The sequence below is a fragment of the Pseudomonas sp. C32 genome, assembly GCF_030417915.1.
Lineage (GTDB): Bacteria > Pseudomonadota > Gammaproteobacteria > Pseudomonadales > Pseudomonadaceae > Aquipseudomonas.
This window is the reverse complement of the sequence record NZ_JAUHUK010000020.1, coordinates 10,346-29,700: the sequence shown is the minus strand read 5'-3', so window position 1 is coordinate 29,700 and position 19,355 is coordinate 10,346. Positions and strand designations below refer to the sequence as shown.

The window sequence follows — 19,355 nt, the reverse complement described above, 5'->3', positions numbered from 1 at the left end:
ATTCAGTTTATCAACCCAAATCCATATATATCGTTACCAATGCCTAAAGCCTTGCCAAGGCAAACGCCTACCTAATTAACTGTCGACACTTAACTCTTGCTTTAAACGCCAACGCAAACTGCTGTAAATCCCTCTATTACATTAGGGAGGCGATAGAAAACTCGCTAACTAAATACCTGAACCATTATTCCCCGCTGGCAAATTCAAACTCAGGGCAAGTTCATTATTACTCAAGCGAGTCTTCACTGACACAACTGTAAAAATAGAGCTGAGGCGAGATTAAAGGATCTTTAGAACCCGGTGGGCAGCGGCAATTACTGGCGCATCAATCATCTTGCCGTCCAAGCGAAATGCGCCCGGAGCTCCTTCAGCTGCATTCACGACCCGGCGGGCCCACTCGATATCATCAGTTGTGGGTTCAAACACTGTATTGACGACACTGACCTGACTCGGGTGGATGCAAAGCATGCCGCCGAACCCCATATCCAGAGCGTCGTGGGCGAACGCCGCCAGTCCCTCAAGATCGGAAAAGTTTGCGAACACAGTGTCGAGGGGCCTGGCGAGCTTAGATCTCACGGTGTTGATCAGTATCTGGTATCGAACTTGATCGAACATTCGCGCCGCTGCGGTGCTCTGAGCGCGCAATCCGAGATCCAAGCCCAGATCCAACGCACCGAAGGTTAATCGCTCGACGCCAGCTACTGAGGCGATGCTTGGGAGAAACTCCAGCCCCTTAGTGCTTTCGATCAAGGGCCAAATCCGCTTACCTGTGGATGCGGCATGATCTACTTGGCCAGCAGACTCCGCTTTCGGCAGCAAGATGGCAGACACTTCGGGAAAGCGGCTACAGAAATCTAGATCGCCCTGATGCTCGGGGTGGTCACTAGCATTAATGCGCACAACCACACGCAGGTGCGGATTGGCGGTGAGATAAATACCTAAATTCTCTCGTGCCTGTCGTTTCATCGATTCTTCGACAGCATCTTCGAAGTCAACGACTATCTTGTCCGCACCGGTAGCGATCGCCTTGTCGAACCTTTCTGGTCGGCTTCCGGGAACGAACAAAGCACTTTTGACTGATGGTTCCAAATGCATGCTCATATTGCGCCTGCTACCTTCAGTTGCTCGATCTCACATACGGAGTAGCCTAGCTCAGCGAGGATAGATTCAGTGTGCTCACCCAAGGCCGGTATCGCGCCCATACGCGGTGTGAACGCGCTATTGGCTCCAGGCGGCAGTAGCGCAGGCAGAGCGCCCTGAGGGCTTCCTACATCTACCCAGCGGTTACGTGACTTCAACTGCGGATGCGACCATACGGCGTGCATGTCGTTGACCTTCGCATTGGCGATAGGAGCTTCGTCCAAACGTTTGACCACTTCCTCAATGCCAAGGGCTGCAAAAGACTCAACGATAATTGCGCGCAATTCACTACGGTAAGTAGACCTTTGTGCATTCGAGTTGAAACGCTCGTCGGCCAATAACGTCGGCAGGCAGAGGACACGCTCGCAAAATAGTGCCCATTCACGCTCGTTCTGCAGGCCGAGCATAACTGTATCGCTTTTCCCTACCGGAAAAGGGCCGTAGGGGTAGATGGTGGAGTGAGAAGCACCCGCCCGCGGAGGTGGCTCTGCCCCGTCGAATGCGTAATACAGCGGGTAGCCCATCCACTCAACCAGGCTTTCGAGCATGCTGACATCTACACGGCTTCCCAACCCTGTTTTACCTCGGAGCAAAAGTGCCGAGAGGATACCCGTATAGGCATACATACCCGCTGCAATGTCAGCAATGGAGCAACCTGCCTTGGCCAGCTCATCTTCGCCCGCACCGCCGGTGACAGAGAGAAAGCCTCCCTCGCTCTGAATGAGCAGGTCGTAGGCTTTCTTATGTTCATACGGCCCCCCCTCACCATAACCAGAGATATCGCAGACAATCAGCTTCGGAAAGTGAGCATGAAGAGCATCGAAGGACAGCCCCATGCGCGCTGCAGCCCCCGGCGCTAAGTTCTGCACGAGGACATCAGCCTTGACCAGCAGCTCTCCGAGAATCGAATCTGCGCCCGGCTTTTTCACGTCCAAGGTAAAGCTTTCCTTGGAGCGATTTGTCCAAACGAAATGTGAAGCCAACCCTTTTGTTCGGGCGTCATAAGCTCGGGCGAAATCACCAACAGTTGGCCGCTCGATCTTAATCACACGTGCGCCGAGATCCGCGAGCTGGCGTGTGCAGAAAGGAGCAGCAATGGCATGTTCGAGGCTGACAACAGTTATGCCATCCAACGGGCGGGGAGAAGTTGTAGGTTCAGTCATCATTAAGCTCCGTTAGCGTGACGAGATCTGTGTCGTTGTCGAGCGACCAGACACGCTTGATCAGAAGGTTTGTTTGAAATGGATTGAGCGCTGATGAAAAAGCCACTAGGCGAGAGAATTTCTCTTCCAGCTCCGGCCGAGAGAGAGAGTTACCTGGATCCCCTTTAGGCTCGTCTATGGCGCCTTCAAGTACACGGCCATCTTTGACAGTTACCTGTACCCGGCCTAGCCAACGGTGGGGATAGGCTTGATCAACGAGGGGATCGAGTTGCATATGAACGCGCTCTCGGAATGCGCTCACTTCTGGATCCGTCAGCGCCAGCTCATGAAATTCGGTAAGTCCTGCTTTGCCATGAACAGCGATCAATCCAAGAACAGTGCCCATTGAGAATTTGGCCTGGTGCACGGTCTTCGGCACTCCCACGCGGCCTAAAACATCAATCGCTCCCTGGTGAACACGGGCGATCACTTTGGAAATGTCCTTGGCCTCAATGTGTTCTCGTGCCATCAGAGCCAGCAGCGCATCCGCCGCAGGATGCGTGTGGCGACAAGATGCATGAAACTTGAATGATGTCTCTGCCAATGCCCACCGACTACCCAGCCTGTCTGCGAGCTTGGAAGGTTCGGCATCGCTAGACATCCCAGCTGCGAGGCCCTGCTCACCTTCGAAGATATTCTGGGCGCCCGTCAGCCCCTGCTCAGTCATGTAGGCTGCCAATAACCCATCCGCTGCCGCCTTCGCGGTATGCAGCTGTTTCGAGTCAGCGGCGTCCCGCAAAAACTCCCATAGACCGGCAGCCTGCGTGCCAGCCGTCCCGAAGAGATTCAGAAAACGTGGAGCATCAAAGTTCAAGAGCTTTGCAACGGCAATTGCGGCAGCCAGAGTCCCGACAGTGGCAGTGGTATGGAACACTCGGTAATGGGATCGACCAAGAAACTCTCCGATCCGTATACCCGCTTCATAGCCTGCTACTGCCGCTACCAAAAGTTCTCGCCCTGTCGACCTTCGCTCCTGGGCGGCCGCAAGAACCGCAGGGAAGACAACTGTGGCAGGGTGCAATACTGAGCTGTTGTGCAGATCATCCTGCTCGACCAGGTGCGATGACGCGGCATTCACCAACGCGGCAAAATAGGGTGAGGTCGACTTGCCATTGACGATGATTTTCGAGGGGCCATCGTCGGGGCCCATGACCGCAGCGTATCGCTCGAACAATGGGATGGGATGAGAGCCCTTGCTGGCTAAGGTTGAACCAAGCCAGTCCAGAAATAGGTCTTCAGTACGACGGATGACGGGCGCTGGAATCTGCTGGTAATTCAGCTGCTCCAAGAAGTCCGCCAGAGCATGTGTGTAGCTCATGGTTAACTCCTAGAAGCTGCGTGGCAGCTCAAGCAAATGCTCGGCAACGTAAGAGAGGATGAGGTTGGTCGAGATGGGAGCGACCTGATAAAGCCGGGTCTCTCGAAACTTCCGTTCAACGTCGTATTCGCAGGCAAAGCCGAAACCACCATGTGTCTGGAGGCAAGCGTTTGCCGCCTCCCAGGACGCCTTGGCGGCGAGATACTTGGCCATGTTTGCACTGGCTCCGGCGGGCGCACCGCTGTCGTACTCCTCGCAGGCTCTGTAGCGCATCAGGTCTGCAGCTTCGATCTCGATATGGGCTTCTGCAATTGGAAACTGCACTCCTTGGTTCTGGCCAATCGGCCGGCCAAACACCACTCGCTCCCTGGCATAGGTACGGGCTTTTTCGATAAACCAACGACCATCGCCAATACACTCAGCCGCGATCAGGGTGCGCTCGGCGTTAAGCCCATCAAGGATGTAGCGGAACCCTTTACCCTCTTCGCCGATGAGGCTGGATTCTGGGAGCTCCAGATTGTCAAAAAACAACTCGTTTGTTTCGTGATTAACCATGTTTGCGATCGGCTGGACAGTGAGGCCGTTTCCAATCGCTTCCCGTAGATCGACCAGGAATATCGACATACCGTCTGCTTTCTTTTTGACTTCGGACAGAGGGGTCGTGCGGGCCAGAAGGATCATCAAATCCGAATGTTGTACTCGCGAAATCCAGACTTTTTGCCCGTTGATGAAATACTTGTCGCCTTTCTTCGTCGCTGTAGTCTTGATTTTGGTGGTGTCAGTGCCGGTCGTCGGCTCCGTGACGCCCATAGATTGCAGACGCAGTTCGCCGCTAGCCAGCTTAGGAAGGTAGTACTGCTTCTGTTCATCACTCCCGTGGCGCAGCAATGTAAACATGTTGTACATCTGGCCATGAACTGCCCCAGAGTTACCCCCGCACGCGTTGACCTCTTCGAGAATCACTGAAGCTTCAGTCAAGCCCAGTCCCGATCCTCCGTATTCAACTGGGATCATCGCAGCCAACCACCCAGCCTCGGTGAGAGCCGTCACAAAAGATTCCGGGAATCCTTTCTCCTCATCGATCTTGCGCCAATAGGATGCGTCGAAACCTGCGCACAAGCCTCTGACTCCCTCTCGGATAGAATTGAGTTCTTCGCTGTTTTTATTGGTCATTGTCGGTGTGTTCCATAAGTGCGGCTCATAAACGGATACTCAGTCAAACTCCACTTGTGCAAGCTGCGCGGCACCAGCTCGGTTGCCCGCCCAAAGCGCAGCTGTGCCCACTGCTGTGACATGGCCACCCACATCGAAGGCGTCTGGCAGCATTAGAGGACGGACGTTTTGAAAGGAAAACTTACGTATTTTTGCGTCTGGGTTTGCGCGTATGAATGCGCTTAGGCTGAGCGTTGCGATCAATGGGCCATGCACCACCAAGCCGGCGTAACCTTCGACCTCAGTGGCATAGGGCACGTCGTAATGAATACGATGGCCATTGAACGTTGCCGCTGAGTAGCGGAACAGCAATGTGGGTGTAGGCTTGATATGTTCATTCCATTGCCCATGCTGGATCACTTCGGCAGCGTGCAGCTTTGGAGGCGTAGGCTCTTTGTAAACGATGTCCTGCTGCTCGCGAACCCGGACATAACCGTTCTGGGCGTATTCATGATTGACGGTGACAAAGAAAAGCTTGCCGGAGCGGCCGCTTTTCTCCTCGATGCGCAATATCTTCGAGGAGCGAACCGCCGGTAGTCCCGTCTGCAGGGGCTCGATAAATTCCACCCTGCTGCCAGCCCACATGCGATTGCGGCCGTCAGCCTCAGGGAGAAAACTGCCACGCTGTGGGTGGCCGTCAGCACCAAGCGAAGGCTCGCCTACTGGATCCTGAAAAAAACACCAATGCCACAAGGCTGGCAGCGGCGCGCCCAGACAAGGCGTATCTTGATCGAGTGTGGCAGCTACACGCTTCAGAAGGTTCTCGCTTAGTAGGTCTGATGACCGTTCCGTTCGTCCCAACCATTCGGTGAAATGAGCCATCAAATTGTCACTCAGCAGTTGTTGTTATGAGCAGATCATGAGAGCCTCGTAGCGTTCTGAGAATTAGCGTTTCTTAAACCCAGCGTTTTGAAATGGTTAACACCTAGCCAAGGCCATATCTCCATGCACCTCGACCTAACTGACCTGCGCCTTTTTATCCACATCGCGGAGGCACCCAGCCTCACTCAAGGCGCGAAGCGCGCGTTCATTTCTCCCGCCGCCGCCAGCGTTCGAATCAAGTCCCTCGAAGCTCAGCTCAACTGTCACCTCCTCTATCGAGGTAGCCAGGGGGTCGAACTCACTGACGCGGGTCAGCGGTTGCTCAAGCATGCCCGGCTGATCATGCGGCAGATCGGTTATCTGAAAACCGAGTTTGCGGAATACGGTACAGATTCCTCGGGCCACATCCGGATATTTGCCAACACGACAGCTGTGACAGAGTTTCTGCCTGAGGTGCTGGCAGGATTTCTCGCCAAAAATCCCGGCGTCACCATAGACCTGCAGGAGCGTCTGTCGCGCGACATTGTTCGAGGGGTTCAGGATGGGGCGACCGACATGGGGATCATTGCGGGCCCGGTGGTGGCTAAGGATCTACAGGTGCTGCACTTCAGCACTGACCGGCTCGTGCTGGTGGTTCCAAAGGGACACGTTCTAGATACCGGTGAGCCCCTGAAATTCAGGGCCGCCCTGGCTTTTCATCACATAGGCCTGCAAGTAGGCAGTACGCTACAAGAGTTCATTCGCGAGCAGGCCGAGAAGCTGGGTGAGCAACTGACTTGGCGGATACAGGTAACTAGCTTCGAATCCATCTGCCGGATGGTTGAGGCAGGAGTGGGCATCGGAGTCCTCCCAGAATCAGCAGCGACTCGCCATAGCCGCACCATGGAGTTGTCGATCATTCAACTGGATGAGCCCTGGGCCGTGAGGGAAAGAAGCATCCTGGTAAGGCAGTTGGAGGCCTTACCAGGCTGTATAAGGGCGCTGATCTCGATCCTGCACCCTGACACCATTGACATTCACTCCATGCCTAGCAGCGGTGGATAAGCAGCCGTCTGCAAGGCCTGCTGGGACACGCTGCAGGCCTCATGCAGTTTCATTTGATTCCAAAAAGCACAGGTTCTTTGGCAATATCATCTGCGCATGAATGCATGGCCGCCCTGATACTGACTGCTTGTTCATCACTCTTGAGGCGATCGGAACAGGTTCGAAGCGCCTCACTGAGTTGCGCCGGGGGTACCCGTAAATTTCCCAGTATGCTCAGCAAATCGGCTACCTCGGCACGTAGCTCAAGGCTCCCAGTTGAGTACGATCGCAAAGCCAATATCAGTGCGCCTAAATCGAGAGCGAGCAGTACATCTGGGATACGATAAGCAGATTCGCCTACGCCTGGTCGTGCGATCCACCGCAACAGGCGCAAGTACATCCGAGCCTTCCAATAATCGACACTGGGTACAGCGTTCTGCACTGCCAGACTCTCAAGATGACGACCGATGGCCCTGGACTGAAGTCGCTGACGGTGAAACGGGTCAAGTGGCAGCAGAAAGTGCAGAGCGCCCACAGAGAGACAAGTGCCTAACATCAACGCCAGCCCCTGACTTTCAATCGGAAGACCAATGGGCGTCAGGTGGGAAGGTTGTACTAGCATCAGGAAGAAATTGCTGAACTCCACCGCGCTAATTGCTGTGATCCTCATGGCCAGACCCATCATGCTTACCAGCATAAACGGCAGCAGACCAAACAATAGCTCTTCAACGTTTGTTGGCGCTGGATGCAACCACACTCTGAATGCGTAGCCAGCACAGATCCCTAAAGCAACTCCAGGAATCACCCTTCGAGCATTGCGTTTGCCATTTTCATTGGTCGCAAACACCGTGATATAGACACACGCCCCCATGAGCATGAACGAGCCTGCACTCCATCCCGTCACAACCCACGTACCGCCAACGAGCAGCACGCAAAGCTCTGTGCGTAGGGCTGCTCGCAATGCCGCCGGCCAATCCGGCTCGGAGACCAGCCGAAGAGGAATTGGCCCAATATTGGTCTTGCGCTCCAAGGCATCTATGTCGCCTGTGAGGCTATAGAGGGCTTGGCGAAAAGCAGCGACTTGCGCAGAGAGAATACGGCTATGGGGGGCGATCTCACTCCAGCTGGCTGTGCCCTGTTCGCCGTCGTTGATTGCTGCGCGAGCCCTATTCAGCCACTGGTGCAGAACAACTCTTACCTGGTCGAGGTCACCGTGCTCAGCTTCGTGGCGCAGCAGTTGATTGTGCAAGCTATTAGCCGTGTCGACGACGGCCAACAGAGATGCCAGCAAATTACGCAGGCGGCGCTTGCGCCATCGGGCGCCGGCGCTGCCATCCAGCACCTCATCAGCCTCGGCTTCGACATTGGAGATGTCGAGAATCAACCTCTGTAGCCTCAAACGCTCCTCTGCCGATACCAGTCCGCTCAGCAGGTCAGCTACCCATTGAAGCGTCTGCACAGAGAGTCTTCGCGAATTATTCAGCAACTCCTGAGTGCCCGACGCCGGCACGAAGAACCCCGACACCAGTGTTGCAATGCAGACGCCGATCACAGTGCAAGCGATGCGGCCGAAGGCAAGGGTCTCAACGTTACCTGGGTGAGTTACATCAATCAGCGCGACGATCGCTCCGGTATAGCCCGCCAACACTGCACCATAGCTTCTGAAATGTCTGACTAAGGCAGACGCAGCTGCACAGACTGCCAACCAGCATGAAAGGAACAGCACAAGCAATGCAGGCTCGTTGCCAAACAGAATGAGCAACAGCACACCGACCACCGCGCCTACCGCAGTGCCCACCAAACGCCACATGCATCGGTCAATAAGCAGACCCCGGCTGGGCTGAGCAACAGTGAACACCGTGATGCCAGCCCAATGCGCGTTTGGCAAATCAAGTGCAGTAGCCAATGCGATGGACAACCACGCAGCTACAGCGGTGAACAGGGCGAAACGGATGCGGTTTCGATCGATGCCGACGAACCTGTAAAAGTGCAGAGTGCTCATGCTTTAGATTGGCCGTAGTAACAAAAAAAATCCGTTGGCATTCCGCCAACGGATATTCGGGTAGTCGTGAGGGATGCCGACTATCACTCCATCGACAGAATGCTGCAGTCAGGCGACGCCGAAGTCGTCCTGGCGGCCCTACTCCCAAAACTGCAACTTCGAGAGCCCAGCCACGTCCTCTACGAAGAAACGTTCGTGGCGTTGTTTGACCCCAAACAGATGGCCCTGGCAGTCCCCATGAGGCTGGATGAGTATCTCGCTACACCACGGCTACTGATCTCGCCACGCGGTGAGATCAGCGGCATGCTTGAGCCTCAACTACAGGAGTTGGGTCGCAGTCGCAACGTCATTGCCACGCTGGCAAGGTTCTCGACTTTGCCGCTGGTACTCAAAGAGACTCAGATTCTGTGCAACATGCCGTCGACAACGGCGCACTTCCTGGCCAGCCATTTCGGATTGGCCATGAGCGCCCTGCCGTTCAGCTCACCTCGATTTAATATCGGGATAGCGTGGCAGCATGTGTTGAATCAAGACCCCTTCACTCGATGGTTCACATCTCTAGTGAGCGAGTTGATGATGCAGTTTCGGGACGAATCACAGGGCAGTCAGGCCTCAGCGCTCGCACGCTGAGGCCGCGCCATGTTTCACTTTTTGAACATATAGCTTTTAGTGTTGGTGAAGCCGGCCAAGCCCTCCTGACCATTCTCAACGCCCATCCCGGATAACTTGTGGCCACCGAAAGGAATGTCGATGCCGTGAATGTGGATTTCATTGACCCACACCGTACCGGTCTCCATCCGCTTGGCAACAGCAATAGCAGCCGCACGATCCCCCCCCCATACAGAGCCAGCAAGCCCGTAGGGGCTGGCGTTGACACGGGCGATGACTTCTTCCACATCGTCAAAGGCAATGATGGGCAGAATTGGCCCAAACGGTTCCTCCTGGACGATGCGGCTGTGCTCCGGAGGGTTATCCACCACCGTAATCGGAACGAAGTTGCCAGCAAGGCTTTGGTCGATCACGCCCCCCAGCGGAACGCTATACCCCTGTTTGCGCGTGTCCTCGAATAGGTCGATCAGCTTCTCGTATTGCATGCGGTTCTGAATAGGCCCCAGGTCAGTCGCCGGATCCATCCCGTCACCCACCTTCACCGTTTTGGCATACTCTACAAACGCGGCCGTAAAAGCCGCATGGATGCTGGAATGTACATACAGCCGCTTGACGGCAATGCACCACTGCCCAGAGTTACCGAATGCAGCCCAAAACAGCGGTTTGACGATGGATTGCCAGTCGGCGTCAGCAAGAACAACTGCTGCGTCGTTGCCGCCCAGCTCAAGCGTGATGCGTTTGAGATTACTTGCACCGCTGGCCATCACCTTCTTGCCCGTTGCGGTACTGCCAGTGAAGCTGATCTTAGCGATAGCCGGATGTTCAGTGATGATCTGACCAAGCTCATTTCCCCCGGATACCACGCTCAGCACTCCTGGTGGCAGGACAGACTGAGCGATTTCACCAAAGAACAGCGAGGTCAAAGGCGTGTACGGTGACGGCTTCATCACCATCGTGTTGCCGGTGATCAGGCATGGCGCCACTTTCCAAAGGCCAAGGAGTACCGGGAAATTCCAGGGAGTGATGGCCCCCACCACACCCAGTGGTGTGTGGTGAACTTCGACGACATGCTCAGCAGTATCTTCTATCACCTCGACCGGAATATCGCGTTTAGCAACTTCCCGAACCCAGTAAATCGCCGCTTCTACTTCTGACTTCGCCTGGCTGTGCTTAGGCTTACCCTGCTCCAGTGTCAGCAAGGTGATCAGTTCATCCTGTCGAGCTTCGAGTGCGTCAGCGTATCGCAGGATGTAATCAGACCGAGTCTGCCAAGGCAGAGCCGACCAGCTCTTGAATGCGTGAGCGGCCGCCTGGATGGCCTCTTCAAGCTGCTGGGCAGTGGCCTCCGGCGCTTGGGCGATCACCTGATTAGTGGCAGGGTTTAAGACATCAAAGGAGCGGTCAGCTTTGACCAGCTTGCCATTAATAGACAGGTGGAACACCGACGGTACTCCTGCCGACTGCAGTAGATTCAAGGAATGAGCCGTATTCATTATGCAAACCTTCTTATTATCTGTGAGTAAGTAAAAGCATCGATGCTCAAGGCTTGAGGATAGGCTTAAGCACGACACCGCTTTCCGAATCAGCGACGGCCTGGTTGATATCTTCCAGATCGTAATACTTCACTAATCGATCGAACGGAAACCGGCCCGCGCGCCAAAGTTCGATCAGTTGCGGGATGAAGACATGAGGGACACTGTCGCCCTCGATGATGCCCCGAACGCTGCGGCCAAAAAGAAGCGTGTTCATGTCCAGCGACACTTCCGCCCCCAGTGGAGCGGCTCCTACAAGGCCACATACGCCAGGGATGGAAAGACAATCCACTGCTTGGCGAAGAACTTTGGGACTAGATGTGCATTCCAGACTGTACTGAACGCCGCCTCCGGTGATCTCGCGGATGCGATCAAGCGCGTTGGTGGTGCCTGCACTAATAACGTGGGTTGCACCCAGATCAAGTGCCAACTCCAAGCGACTGTCATTCATATCGACAGCAATGATAACGGTGCAACCGATAGCTTTAGCGGCCATGACGGCCGCAAGCCCTACGGAGCCTGCTCCGAACACGGCAATGCTACTGCCAACACCCGGCTTGAGAGCGTTCATTACCGCTCCAGCACCCGTCTGAATTCCGCAGCCCAGGGGGCCCATCAATTCCAGGGGGACATCCCGTGGAATCTTGATCGCATTACGCTCCGACACCAATGCATGCGTACCGAAGGAGGACTGGTTGAAAAAGCATCCGCAGACCGTGCTGCCGTCTTCTCCTTTGTAGGGACTGGTTCCATCCGGCCGATAACCACCGAAATTCTGTTCATAGAATTGGGCGCAGTATCCAGGCAAACCTTTCAAGCAGTTTCCACAGTGGCCGCAGCTTGCATAGCTCAGCACCACATGGTCTCCAGGCTTGAGGTGTTTAACCTCAGCGCCGACCGCTTCGACAACACCTGACCCTTCATGACCTAACACAAGAGGCAGTGGGACAGGGTATCCCTGGTCTCTCACAACCATGTCGGTGTGACACACACCAACGCCGACAATTTTTACCAGCACTTCATCGTTGCGGGGAGCCTCAAGGGTGAGATTTTCAACAATGAAAGGAGCCGATTTCTGACGAACTACTGCCGCTCTGATTTGCATACTTATTATTCTCCATGCGCCCAGACAACGTCGTTGGTGTTCTTGTAAATGACGAAGTGTGCCTAGTGTCACGATGCATCAGAAATGGCACACGTTGAATCTGCATTATGAAAAGGGGGGGTTAATCCAGGACGAACGCCGTTAGGGCGGCGTTGAGATAGTAGACTCAAAGCATTGCACTTCGAGTGATCATTGAATCCCGAGGCACACTGTCGTGGGCTGGTGCCTCGGGGCTCAATAGGGTTACACCACTCGGCCACCATCGACCGGCAGTTCAACGCCGTTCAAGAACGCGGCGCCGTCTGTTGCCAGGAACACAGCGACAGCTGCGATGTCGTCCGGCTTAGCCAGGCGGCCTAGCGGGATGGTAGCGAGGAATTTCTGGCGGTTGGCAGGCGTGTCTGGCATGCCCATAAAGTCTTCCAGCAGTGCTGTCTCGCCCATGACCGGGCAAATATTATTTACCCGGATACCATCCGGGCCCAGCTCTACGGCCAAGGATTTGGAGAGCAGATTTACAGCCCCTTTGGAGCCGTTGTACCAGGTCAAACCAGGACGCGGGCGAATACCGGCAACCGACCCCACGTTGATGATCGAGCCGTTCTTGCGCTCGCGCATCAGCGGAACTACCGCCTTAGTCATGTGGAAAATCGATTTCACATTGACGGCGAACACACGATCAAACGTTTTTTCGTCAACGTCCATCAGCGGTTGATTGCGATGCGTCGTACCTGCGTTGTTTACCACCACATCCGGTACACCGAAGGACTTAACGCAAAGATCCACAGCCGCCTGAACCTGGTCAGCCTTGGTGACGTCGCAGGCAGCCGCTATCGCGTTGGGGCCCAGTTCGTCAGCCAGTTTGCTGGCAGCTTCAAAGTTGATATCTGCGAGGACTACCTTGGCGCCTTCCTCGATGTAGCGACGTGCGATGCAAGCGCCGAAGCCGCTTGCCGCTCCCGTTACGATGGCGACCTTATTATTGAGCTGTGCCATTTTTCTCTCCGTTACCATTAAGAAAGTCATTGTTTTGATACAGGCTTAACCGTGGTGGCTGACCACTGTCTTGGTGATGCTGAATTCATCCAGAGCAAGGAGGCCTTTTTCGCGTCCGTGTCCGCTTTTACGAATACCACCGAATGGCAACTCGACACCGCCACCCGCGCCATAGCAATTGATGAAGACTTGCCCGCCTTCCAGTCGTTTGGCCATGCGTTGCTGACGTGCACCGTTTTCGCTCCAGATCGAGGCGACCAGGCCATAGTCAGTGCCATTGGCCAAGGCCACAGCATCGTCCTCATCCTCAAATGGCAGTGCCGCCAACACGGGGCCGAACACTTCCTCACGTGCCAGTTTGTGATCACGCGGAACAGGGCCGAACAGGGTCGGGCGTACGTAATAACCGCCTTGTGGCAGATCGCTGTCCATAGCGCCCTCTGCGATCACTGGCAGATCGGAATCCTTGCACTCTTTGATGAATTGATTGACGCGGCCGAACTGAGCTTTGGTGATGATCGGGCCGCAGTCTGGAGAAGTCTCAGGAAGCCCTACACGTACCTCTCGGAACTTGGCAGCAACCCGCGAGATAACCTCGTCATAGACCTCCTTTTGAATCAGGACGCGGCTACCAGCTGAACAGGTTTGGCCAGCGTTCTGAATGATCGCACCAACGATGACCGGCACAGCTTTATCAAGGTCGGCATCAGCAAATACGACCTGCGGACATTTACCACCCAACTCCAGCACACATTTGACATGGTTAGCAGCTGCAGCTGTTTGAATTGCAACGCCGACGTCAGGAGAACCGGTGAAGGTGATCAGGTTGATACCTGGATGACTCGCCAGAGCAGCACCCGCCTCGCGTCCATACCCGGTCACAATGTTGAGGGCACCAGCAGGCAACCCTGCTTCGGCGGCAATCTCAGCGAAGCGAAGCGACGTCATGCAGGCGTCCTCTGCTGGCTTGACGATCGATGCGTTACCCATTGCCAAAGCAGGAGCAATGGTGCGGCCGAGCATTTGTGCCGGGTAATTCCATGGAATGATGTGACCAACCACACCACATGCTTCTCTGACCACACTGACCGTGTAACCGGAAAGGTACGGGATCACCTCGCCGTGAACTTTATCGGCCGCACCACCATAAAACTCGAAGTACCGAGCCAGTGCTTCGATATCCTTACGGGCCAACGCAATGGGCTTGCCGGTATCCTTGGCTTCGATTTCAGCAAGCTCTTCGATGTTCTCGAGCACGCCATTGCCGATACGCACCAGGATGCGGCCACGTTCAGTAGCGCTCATCCGGCCCCAAACGCCATTGACCGCCCCACGTGCCGCTTTAACTGCCAGGTCGATGTCCTCAGGCATGCCACGGGCAATTTCGGCATAAGCTTCGCCAGTTACGGGAGAGTAGACAGAAATGCTTTGTCCGCCGGTGGCTGGGACTTTGCGGCCGTCGATGTAAAGCGTGCTCATGATTGTGCCTCCATTGGCAGATGGTAAACTGAGTCGGAACCAGTCTCGTGACTCGTGTTGAGAACACGTGACAGCTCCCCCCGCTCGATGTGCAACACAAGGTCAGGGACATCCTTAAGCAGGCTGCCATTGGATTCCGTCACCACGATGCAAAGATCTGGACGACGTTGCTGAAGCTGTTTGAGGGCGTTGCTGTATTCAGTCGCAAGGGCCGGAGCCAAGCCTTGAAAAGGCTCATCCAGCAAGATCAACTTGTTACCAATCATCAAGGCTCGCCCAAGTGCGGCCATCTTGCCTTGTCCGCCTGATAATGCAGCGCCAGAGCGATTAAGCATTGGTTTAAGCTGTGCAACTACCTCAAGCGTCATTGCCAGTCGTTCATCAACTTCCCGCTTGCTCATACCTGCAACCTGGCAAGGAAGACGCAGGTTCTCTTCGATCGAAAGAGTCGGAAACATGACCCGTTCCTGGGGCGCGTAGCCAATACCAAGGCGTGCACGTCCATGGGCTGGGACACGAGCAAGGTCGGCGCCTTCGAACAAAATCTGGCCCTCCTTGGGCTTTATAAGACCCATGATCGTACGCAGCAGAGTGGTTTTTCCTGCGCCATTTCTGCCCACAACGGCGATGATGTTTCCTTTGTTTAGATCAGCGTGAACGCGTCTGAGGATCGGTACCCGGAGGATGTCCGCACTTACGTTTTCTAGGTGAATCAAGATATCGTTTTTCATTCGCCAAGCACCTCTCGCAGAATGAGCGGGTTGGTTAGGACGCTGGCGGGATCACCATCCGCAGCAATTGCTCCACTGATCCATGCGGCGACGCGTGTGGCATAGCGCTTAACGATGTCGACGTCGTGCTCCACGAAGATCGCGGTAACCTTCTGATCATCCAAAGCGCGCATGAGGATTTCCATCACACCATGCTTTTCTTCGGTCGATACGCCGCTAGTGGGTTCATCAAGGATCAGCAATTTGGGCTGAAGCATTAGCGACATACCTACATCCAAAAGCTTGCGCTGGCCCTCAGGAAGGTTGATGCACAACTCATCCTGTCTGTCGCGCAGGCTGATCAGATCAAGCATCCGATCAATTTCCTTAGCGCAACTACCTCTGGCCAACATATTCCAGGACGAGAGCTTTCCGGCACGGGCGACGGCGGACAACTGCAGGCATTCACGCACGGTATGCTCAAGAAACAATTGGGGAAGCTGGAAGGATCTCGCCATGCCCTGCTTGACGATTTTCCGTGGCGACTGGCCGGTAATGTCGCGGCCGGCCAGGCTGACGCGTCCCTTGCTCGGCTTGAGTAGCCCCGTGCAAATATTGATGAAGGTCGTTTTACCCGCACCGTTCTGGCCAATCACTGCCAGGCGCTCGCCCTCCTCCAGACTAAAATTGATGCCGTTAGCCACAACCAGCCCGCCAAAAGCGAGGGTCAAATCCTGAGTCTGCAAAAGCGCTGTCATACTGCACCCCCAGCAAGGCGTTTACGACGATTCAACAGCCCGGTGATACCCTTGGGCAGGAAATAGATGATCACGATGAGGATGGCACCCAACACAAGCTGCCATGATCCACTGACTAACGCGGCGGCGTACATCTTCAGGAACTCGTAAAGCAGAGCTCCGACAAATGCGCCGACCGCGTGACCGGCACCGCCCAGGATGGCGATGAAGACGAATTCGCCAGAGCGAAGCCAGTAGCCCATCTCAGGTGTTACTAACCCTTGAGAGAGACCAAACAACGCCCCGGACAAGCCGCACAATGAGGCAGACAGCACGTAGCCTTTCCAAAGTACTTTCTTGGCGGAAACACCAAGGTATTCAAGGCGAGTTTCATTTGTTTTGATCGCGGCTAGAGCCTGTCCACCACTGGAAAGGAAATATCGCTGGACTCCCCAGATAGCCGCCAGAGAGATGACGAGCACCAGTACCAACAATGCGATTTCGAAAGGATCTCGGCTCAGCTCAGCCCCTAGCAATGTCGGCCTGTTGATGCGCAAGCCATCGGTACCGCCCGTGACAGCGTAGAACTTGCCGAGGACGGTAAACAGCACCATCGAGATGGCAAGGTTTAGCATTCCGAAGAAGATCTCTCTATAGCGAACAACGAAGGCACCTATGAGCATGCCCGCGATAACACTTGCCAAGGTACCGAGGACGATCAGCAAGATCCCGTCTGTGCCCGGATACCTATTCCCGACAAAGGCCACTACATATCCAGAGATGCAGGCATACATGGCATGCCCAAAGGATATCTGCCCAGCCTTGAGAAGAACGACTATCCCAAGAGCGGCCAAGCCGTAGCAAAGCGAGAGAATCAGTGGGATCTTGAGCCAAGGAAATGCCATTCCCAAGCCAAGGATGACAACAACTGCGGCAGCATTAAGAAGTAGAGAACGCATTAGATTTTCCTCGCCTGAACGACCGTGAACAAGCCTTGAGGCCTCGCTAGCAAAACCAAAACCATGATCAGATAAGGCATCACTACTTCGAACTCTGGGGCGAGGTAAACGCAAAATGAGCGCGATAAGCCAATCAGCAAGGCGGTGATCAAGGCACCGGTGATCTGACCCAGGCCCGCACTTGCAACGACCGCGAACGACAACACGATCATGTCTGCGCCGATGCCCGGCACCAGAGAGGTGGTAGGAGAAGCCAGCGCGCCGCCCAAAGCGCCCAGAACGGCACCAACGACAAAGGTTAAATAGGCGATTCGACGAGCATTGATTCCAAGTGCTGTCGCCACCTCACGGTCATGAGTGACAGCGATGATTTGCCGCCCCATCAGGGTGCTGTTCAGGAACCACTTAAGCAGGAAATAAACGCCCAAGGCCGCACCCGGGACGAACATCAACTGGTAGTTCATGTACACCACGCCCAGCAGTTCTGAAGTCCCCATCTGGTTGACTACATCAGCCACGAAATAAGGCTGCGTACCCCAGATCATCCGTTGCAGATCTTCAAAGATCATGAAGGCGCCGAAGGTGACCAAAAGCTGGAGAATCGGATCGCGATCCTGGAATTGCCTTAGCAACAGCATCAGCACCGTACCCAGCACAATCCCTACCGCAATAGCACCTCCCACCAGCAGGAGCACGGAGGCCACTGCCGACTCTGATCCCTGGCCCAGCCATAGCCCTAGTGAAGCAGCGCCGTAGCCGCCGAATGCGTAAAGGCTACCGTGGGCCACATTCAGGATACGCACCACGCCAAAGATAAAGGTCAGCCCCAGTGCCACTAGAAACAACAAGCCGGCGTAGGAGAAACCATCCAGCAATGCCAGGATGAAAATGTCCCTGCTCATTTTTCTGCACTCACAGGTTGAACCTGATCAAGTAACCCGAGGGTTACGGTCTTGACCCAATCGGGGGATTTCTCGCCTGCAGGCGTCGTCACCTTGTCTGCCGGAACAATGACAATGTCCTTCAAAACCTTGAACTTGTAGTCGGAACTTGTGGCGGTCACACCAAACAGTTGTGACTCAAGGCCTTGGCCATCCTCCGGCCGGATATGGATCGTGCTAGTCAGGCCTCGGAACTCCAGCCCTCTGAAGGCGTCGGCTAATTGCTCCTCGTTGGGCCATTTCCCGCCGTTAGCTTTGATCGCTTTCAAGTAGGCGGCCTTCATGCCATCAAGTGCTTGCACCATGTGGTACACCGAGTAGATGGGATAGCTACCAGTACGTTCATGGTATTTGGCGACAAACGCTTGATGGCGGGCGTCTTTGGTGTACTGGGGATTCAGGAAGTAGTGGTCACCACGCGCACCGATAAGCACGCCATCCGGCAGAGTGTTCCCGAGGCGCTCAAGCGAAGTCTCACCGAGGGCGAGGAAAAACTGGGATGATTTGAGTAGTCCGCGCTGACTGGCTTGGCGTATGAAGGTGTCCAGATCTCCCCCCCAAGATGTCGTCAGTACGACATCGGGACGCAGAACTTGAAGCCGACTGACCTCGGCGGAAAAATCCGAAGCTCCAAATTTTGGGAATAGCTCGGCAACCACCTTTACATCTGGCTTGAGCTGCTTAAGTACAGCACTGAAGATTTCCCACGAGTCTCGGCCCCAAGCGTAATCCTGGTTTACTACTGCAATGGTTTTAAAGTCAGGTTTGACCTTGAGCAGGTAGAGAACGCTAGCAACCATCTCTGTGACCGCGTTCGCCTGGGTGCGAAAGACGTACTTGTACGAATGCCCCTCCAGAGCTTTTTCCGTCCCACAGTCCCACAGGATGTTCACGACTTTGAGATCTTCAGCGACAGGTGCAAGCGTGTTGCAGTTGCCGCTGGAGATTGAGGCGATCATTACCTTCGCCCCCTGCTCCTGCACTACCCGCCGATATTCGGATAAGAGCCTATCGCCACCCACCCCCTCATCCACGTAGATAGGATCAACCTTAACCCCATCAATGCCGCCGGCTGCGTTGAGCTCTTCAATATAGAGCTCTGCAGCGGCCTTTGCCGGCATACCAAACACCGAGGCCGAGCCTGACATGAATGTAGTGATACCAATTTTGACGGAGTCGGGCTTATCACCCTCGGCGAACGCAGGAAGCGTAGAAAGACCCATCACAGCACTGGTGAGGATCCGCGCACACATCAACTTGAGTTTTGATTGGGACATGGGGGCATCTCTATCGGCTTTTGTTTTTTTTATGAAGCTATGTGCCGAGGATGCCCCGGGGAGGCCGTTTACGGAATTTGCATTTTGGTAAGAGGGCGTTAAGCAAAACCAAACGCAACCCGCTACCCCCCATATGCAGCGCCTCCCAGAGCCCACGGGAGTATCAGGCTGGTTTCACATGAGCGGGATTGGGCGTGAATTGAGTCAGAAGAAACCACAATCAGTGAGATTGCCCCACTACATTTATGGGCAATTAATACCGGCTTACATAAATGTTGATTCGCCGTGATT

Annotated in this window: 17 protein-coding genes; 2 read left to right on the top strand and 15 right to left on the bottom strand. The window is 54.9% G+C overall.

Annotated features, from left to right (window positions below; all coding sequences use genetic code 11):
- Positions 1-279: 279 nt before the first annotated feature.
- The 5 genes from QYH43_RS21280 to QYH43_RS21260 are packed head-to-tail and all read right to left on the bottom strand — an operon-like array spanning position 280 to position 5,694.
- On the bottom strand, positions 280-1,101 hold the full coding sequence (locus tag QYH43_RS21280) for a CoA ester lyase (protein ID WP_301158015.1): 822 nt from the start codon (positions 1,099-1,101) through the stop codon (positions 280-282).
- Positions 1,098-2,303 (bottom strand): CaiB/BaiF CoA-transferase family protein, encoded by a 1,206-nt coding sequence (locus QYH43_RS21275; RefSeq protein ID WP_301158014.1) that lies wholly within the window; start codon positions 2,301-2,303, stop codon positions 1,098-1,100. Before QYH43_RS21275 ends, QYH43_RS21280 begins: the two co-directional genes overlap by 4 nt.
- Entirely contained in the window at positions 2,296-3,660 is a 1,365-nt protein-coding gene (locus QYH43_RS21270; protein ID WP_301158013.1) for an MmgE/PrpD family protein, read from the bottom strand. Before QYH43_RS21270 ends, QYH43_RS21275 begins: the two co-directional genes overlap by 8 nt.
- A gap of 9 nt (positions 3,661-3,669) precedes the next feature.
- Positions 3,670-4,833: an acyl-CoA dehydrogenase family protein gene (locus QYH43_RS21265; RefSeq protein WP_301158012.1), complete on the bottom strand. Its 1,164-nt coding sequence runs from the start codon at positions 4,831-4,833 to the stop codon at positions 3,670-3,672.
- Between the two features lie 39 nt (positions 4,834-4,872).
- The gene (locus QYH43_RS21260) at positions 4,873-5,694 is read right to left on the bottom strand and encodes a transposase (protein WP_301158011.1); all 822 of its coding nucleotides are present in this window, start codon (positions 5,692-5,694) and stop codon (positions 4,873-4,875) included.
- Between the two features lie 123 nt (positions 5,695-5,817).
- Here QYH43_RS21260 and QYH43_RS21255 point away from each other — a divergent pair, with 123 nt between their 5' ends.
- The gene (locus QYH43_RS21255) at positions 5,818-6,738 is read left to right on the top strand and encodes a LysR family transcriptional regulator (protein ID WP_301158010.1); all 921 of its coding nucleotides are present in this window, start codon (positions 5,818-5,820) and stop codon (positions 6,736-6,738) included.
- A 49-nt stretch (positions 6,739-6,787) separates the two neighbouring features.
- Here the strand turns inward: QYH43_RS21255 and QYH43_RS21250 are convergent, their stop codons facing one another.
- The gene (locus QYH43_RS21250) at positions 6,788-8,719 is read right to left on the bottom strand and encodes an FUSC family protein (RefSeq protein ID WP_301158009.1); all 1,932 of its coding nucleotides are present in this window, start codon (positions 8,717-8,719) and stop codon (positions 6,788-6,790) included.
- Positions 8,720-8,758: 39 nt separating this feature from the next.
- Between QYH43_RS21250 and QYH43_RS21245 the strand changes: the two genes are divergently transcribed.
- Positions 8,759-9,349: a LysR substrate-binding domain-containing protein gene (locus QYH43_RS21245; RefSeq protein ID WP_367316910.1), complete on the top strand. Its 591-nt coding sequence runs from the start codon at positions 8,759-8,761 to the stop codon at positions 9,347-9,349.
- Between the two features lie 14 nt (positions 9,350-9,363).
- On the opposite strand, the gene QYH43_RS21240 is transcribed toward QYH43_RS21245, so the two are convergent.
- From QYH43_RS21240 to QYH43_RS21200, 9 genes are all read right to left on the bottom strand, one after another.
- On the bottom strand, positions 9,364-10,821 hold the full coding sequence (locus tag QYH43_RS21240; protein ID WP_301158008.1) for an aldehyde dehydrogenase family protein: 1,458 nt from the start codon (positions 10,819-10,821) through the stop codon (positions 9,364-9,366).
- Between the two features lie 46 nt (positions 10,822-10,867).
- Positions 10,868-11,965, bottom strand: a complete 1,098-nt coding sequence (locus QYH43_RS21235) for an NAD(P)-dependent alcohol dehydrogenase (RefSeq protein WP_301158007.1) — start codon at positions 11,963-11,965, stop codon at positions 10,868-10,870.
- Between the two features lie 243 nt (positions 11,966-12,208).
- Positions 12,209-12,961: an SDR family oxidoreductase gene (locus QYH43_RS21230; protein ID WP_301158006.1), complete on the bottom strand. Its 753-nt coding sequence runs from the start codon at positions 12,959-12,961 to the stop codon at positions 12,209-12,211.
- A gap of 45 nt (positions 12,962-13,006) precedes the next feature.
- Complete coding sequence (locus QYH43_RS21225) at positions 13,007-14,440, bottom strand: aldehyde dehydrogenase family protein (protein ID WP_301158005.1); 1,434 nt, start codon at positions 14,438-14,440, stop codon at positions 13,007-13,009.
- Positions 14,437-15,171, bottom strand: coding sequence for an ABC transporter ATP-binding protein (locus tag QYH43_RS21220; RefSeq protein WP_301158004.1), 735 nt, complete (start codon positions 15,169-15,171; stop codon positions 14,437-14,439). The genes QYH43_RS21225 and QYH43_RS21220 overlap by 4 nt, the downstream gene beginning before the upstream one ends.
- Positions 15,168-15,908: an ABC transporter ATP-binding protein gene (locus tag QYH43_RS21215; RefSeq protein ID WP_301158003.1), complete on the bottom strand. Its 741-nt coding sequence runs from the start codon at positions 15,906-15,908 to the stop codon at positions 15,168-15,170. The genes QYH43_RS21220 and QYH43_RS21215 overlap by 4 nt, the downstream gene beginning before the upstream one ends.
- On the bottom strand, positions 15,905-16,846 hold the full coding sequence (locus tag QYH43_RS21210; RefSeq protein WP_301158002.1) for a branched-chain amino acid ABC transporter permease: 942 nt from the start codon (positions 16,844-16,846) through the stop codon (positions 15,905-15,907). Before QYH43_RS21210 ends, QYH43_RS21215 begins: the two co-directional genes overlap by 4 nt.
- Positions 16,846-17,748 carry a branched-chain amino acid ABC transporter permease gene (locus QYH43_RS21205; RefSeq protein WP_301158001.1) on the bottom strand — a complete coding sequence of 301 codons (903 nt, stop codon included), beginning with the start codon at positions 17,746-17,748 and terminating at the stop codon, positions 16,846-16,848. Before QYH43_RS21205 ends, QYH43_RS21210 begins: the two co-directional genes overlap by 1 nt.
- The gene (locus QYH43_RS21200) at positions 17,745-19,064 is read right to left on the bottom strand and encodes an ABC transporter substrate-binding protein (protein WP_301158000.1); all 1,320 of its coding nucleotides are present in this window, start codon (positions 19,062-19,064) and stop codon (positions 17,745-17,747) included. Before QYH43_RS21200 ends, QYH43_RS21205 begins: the two co-directional genes overlap by 4 nt.
- Between the last annotated feature and the right edge of the window lie 291 nt (positions 19,065-19,355).

Coding starts and splice junctions, on each gene's coding strand:
- QYH43_RS21230 (WP_301158006.1), bottom strand. CDS start 12,961: ATGGCACAGCTCAATAATAAGGTCGCCATCGTAACGGGAGCGGCAAGC.
- QYH43_RS21205 (WP_301158001.1), bottom strand. CDS start 17,748: ATGAGCAGGGACATTTTCATCCTGGCATTGCTGGATGGTTTCTCCTAC.
- QYH43_RS21265 (WP_301158012.1), bottom strand. CDS start 4,833: ATGACCAATAAAAACAGCGAAGAACTCAATTCTATCCGAGAGGGAGTC.
- QYH43_RS21240 (WP_301158008.1), bottom strand. CDS start 10,821: ATGAATACGGCTCATTCCTTGAATCTACTGCAGTCGGCAGGAGTACCG.
- QYH43_RS21235 (WP_301158007.1), bottom strand. CDS start 11,965: ATGCAAATCAGAGCGGCAGTAGTTCGTCAGAAATCGGCTCCTTTCATT.
- QYH43_RS21275 (WP_301158014.1), bottom strand. CDS start 2,303: ATGACTGAACCTACAACTTCTCCCCGCCCGTTGGATGGCATAACTGTT.
- QYH43_RS21255 (WP_301158010.1), top strand. CDS start 5,818: ATGCACCTCGACCTAACTGACCTGCGCCTTTTTATCCACATCGCGGAG.
- QYH43_RS21215 (WP_301158003.1), bottom strand. CDS start 15,908: ATGACAGCGCTTTTGCAGACTCAGGATTTGACCCTCGCTTTTGGCGGG.
- QYH43_RS21225 (WP_301158005.1), bottom strand. CDS start 14,440: ATGAGCACGCTTTACATCGACGGCCGCAAAGTCCCAGCCACCGGCGGA.
- QYH43_RS21210 (WP_301158002.1), bottom strand. CDS start 16,846: ATGCGTTCTCTACTTCTTAATGCTGCCGCAGTTGTTGTCATCCTTGGC.
- QYH43_RS21250 (WP_301158009.1), bottom strand. CDS start 8,719: ATGAGCACTCTGCACTTTTACAGGTTCGTCGGCATCGATCGAAACCGC.
- QYH43_RS21200 (WP_301158000.1), bottom strand. CDS start 19,064: ATGTCCCAATCAAAACTCAAGTTGATGTGTGCGCGGATCCTCACCAGT.
- QYH43_RS21220 (WP_301158004.1), bottom strand. CDS start 15,171: ATGAAAAACGATATCTTGATTCACCTAGAAAACGTAAGTGCGGACATC.
- QYH43_RS21280 (WP_301158015.1), bottom strand. CDS start 1,101: ATGAGCATGCATTTGGAACCATCAGTCAAAAGTGCTTTGTTCGTTCCC.
- QYH43_RS21260 (WP_301158011.1), bottom strand. CDS start 5,694: ATGGCTCATTTCACCGAATGGTTGGGACGAACGGAACGGTCATCAGAC.
- QYH43_RS21270 (WP_301158013.1), bottom strand. CDS start 3,660: ATGAGCTACACACATGCTCTGGCGGACTTCTTGGAGCAGCTGAATTAC.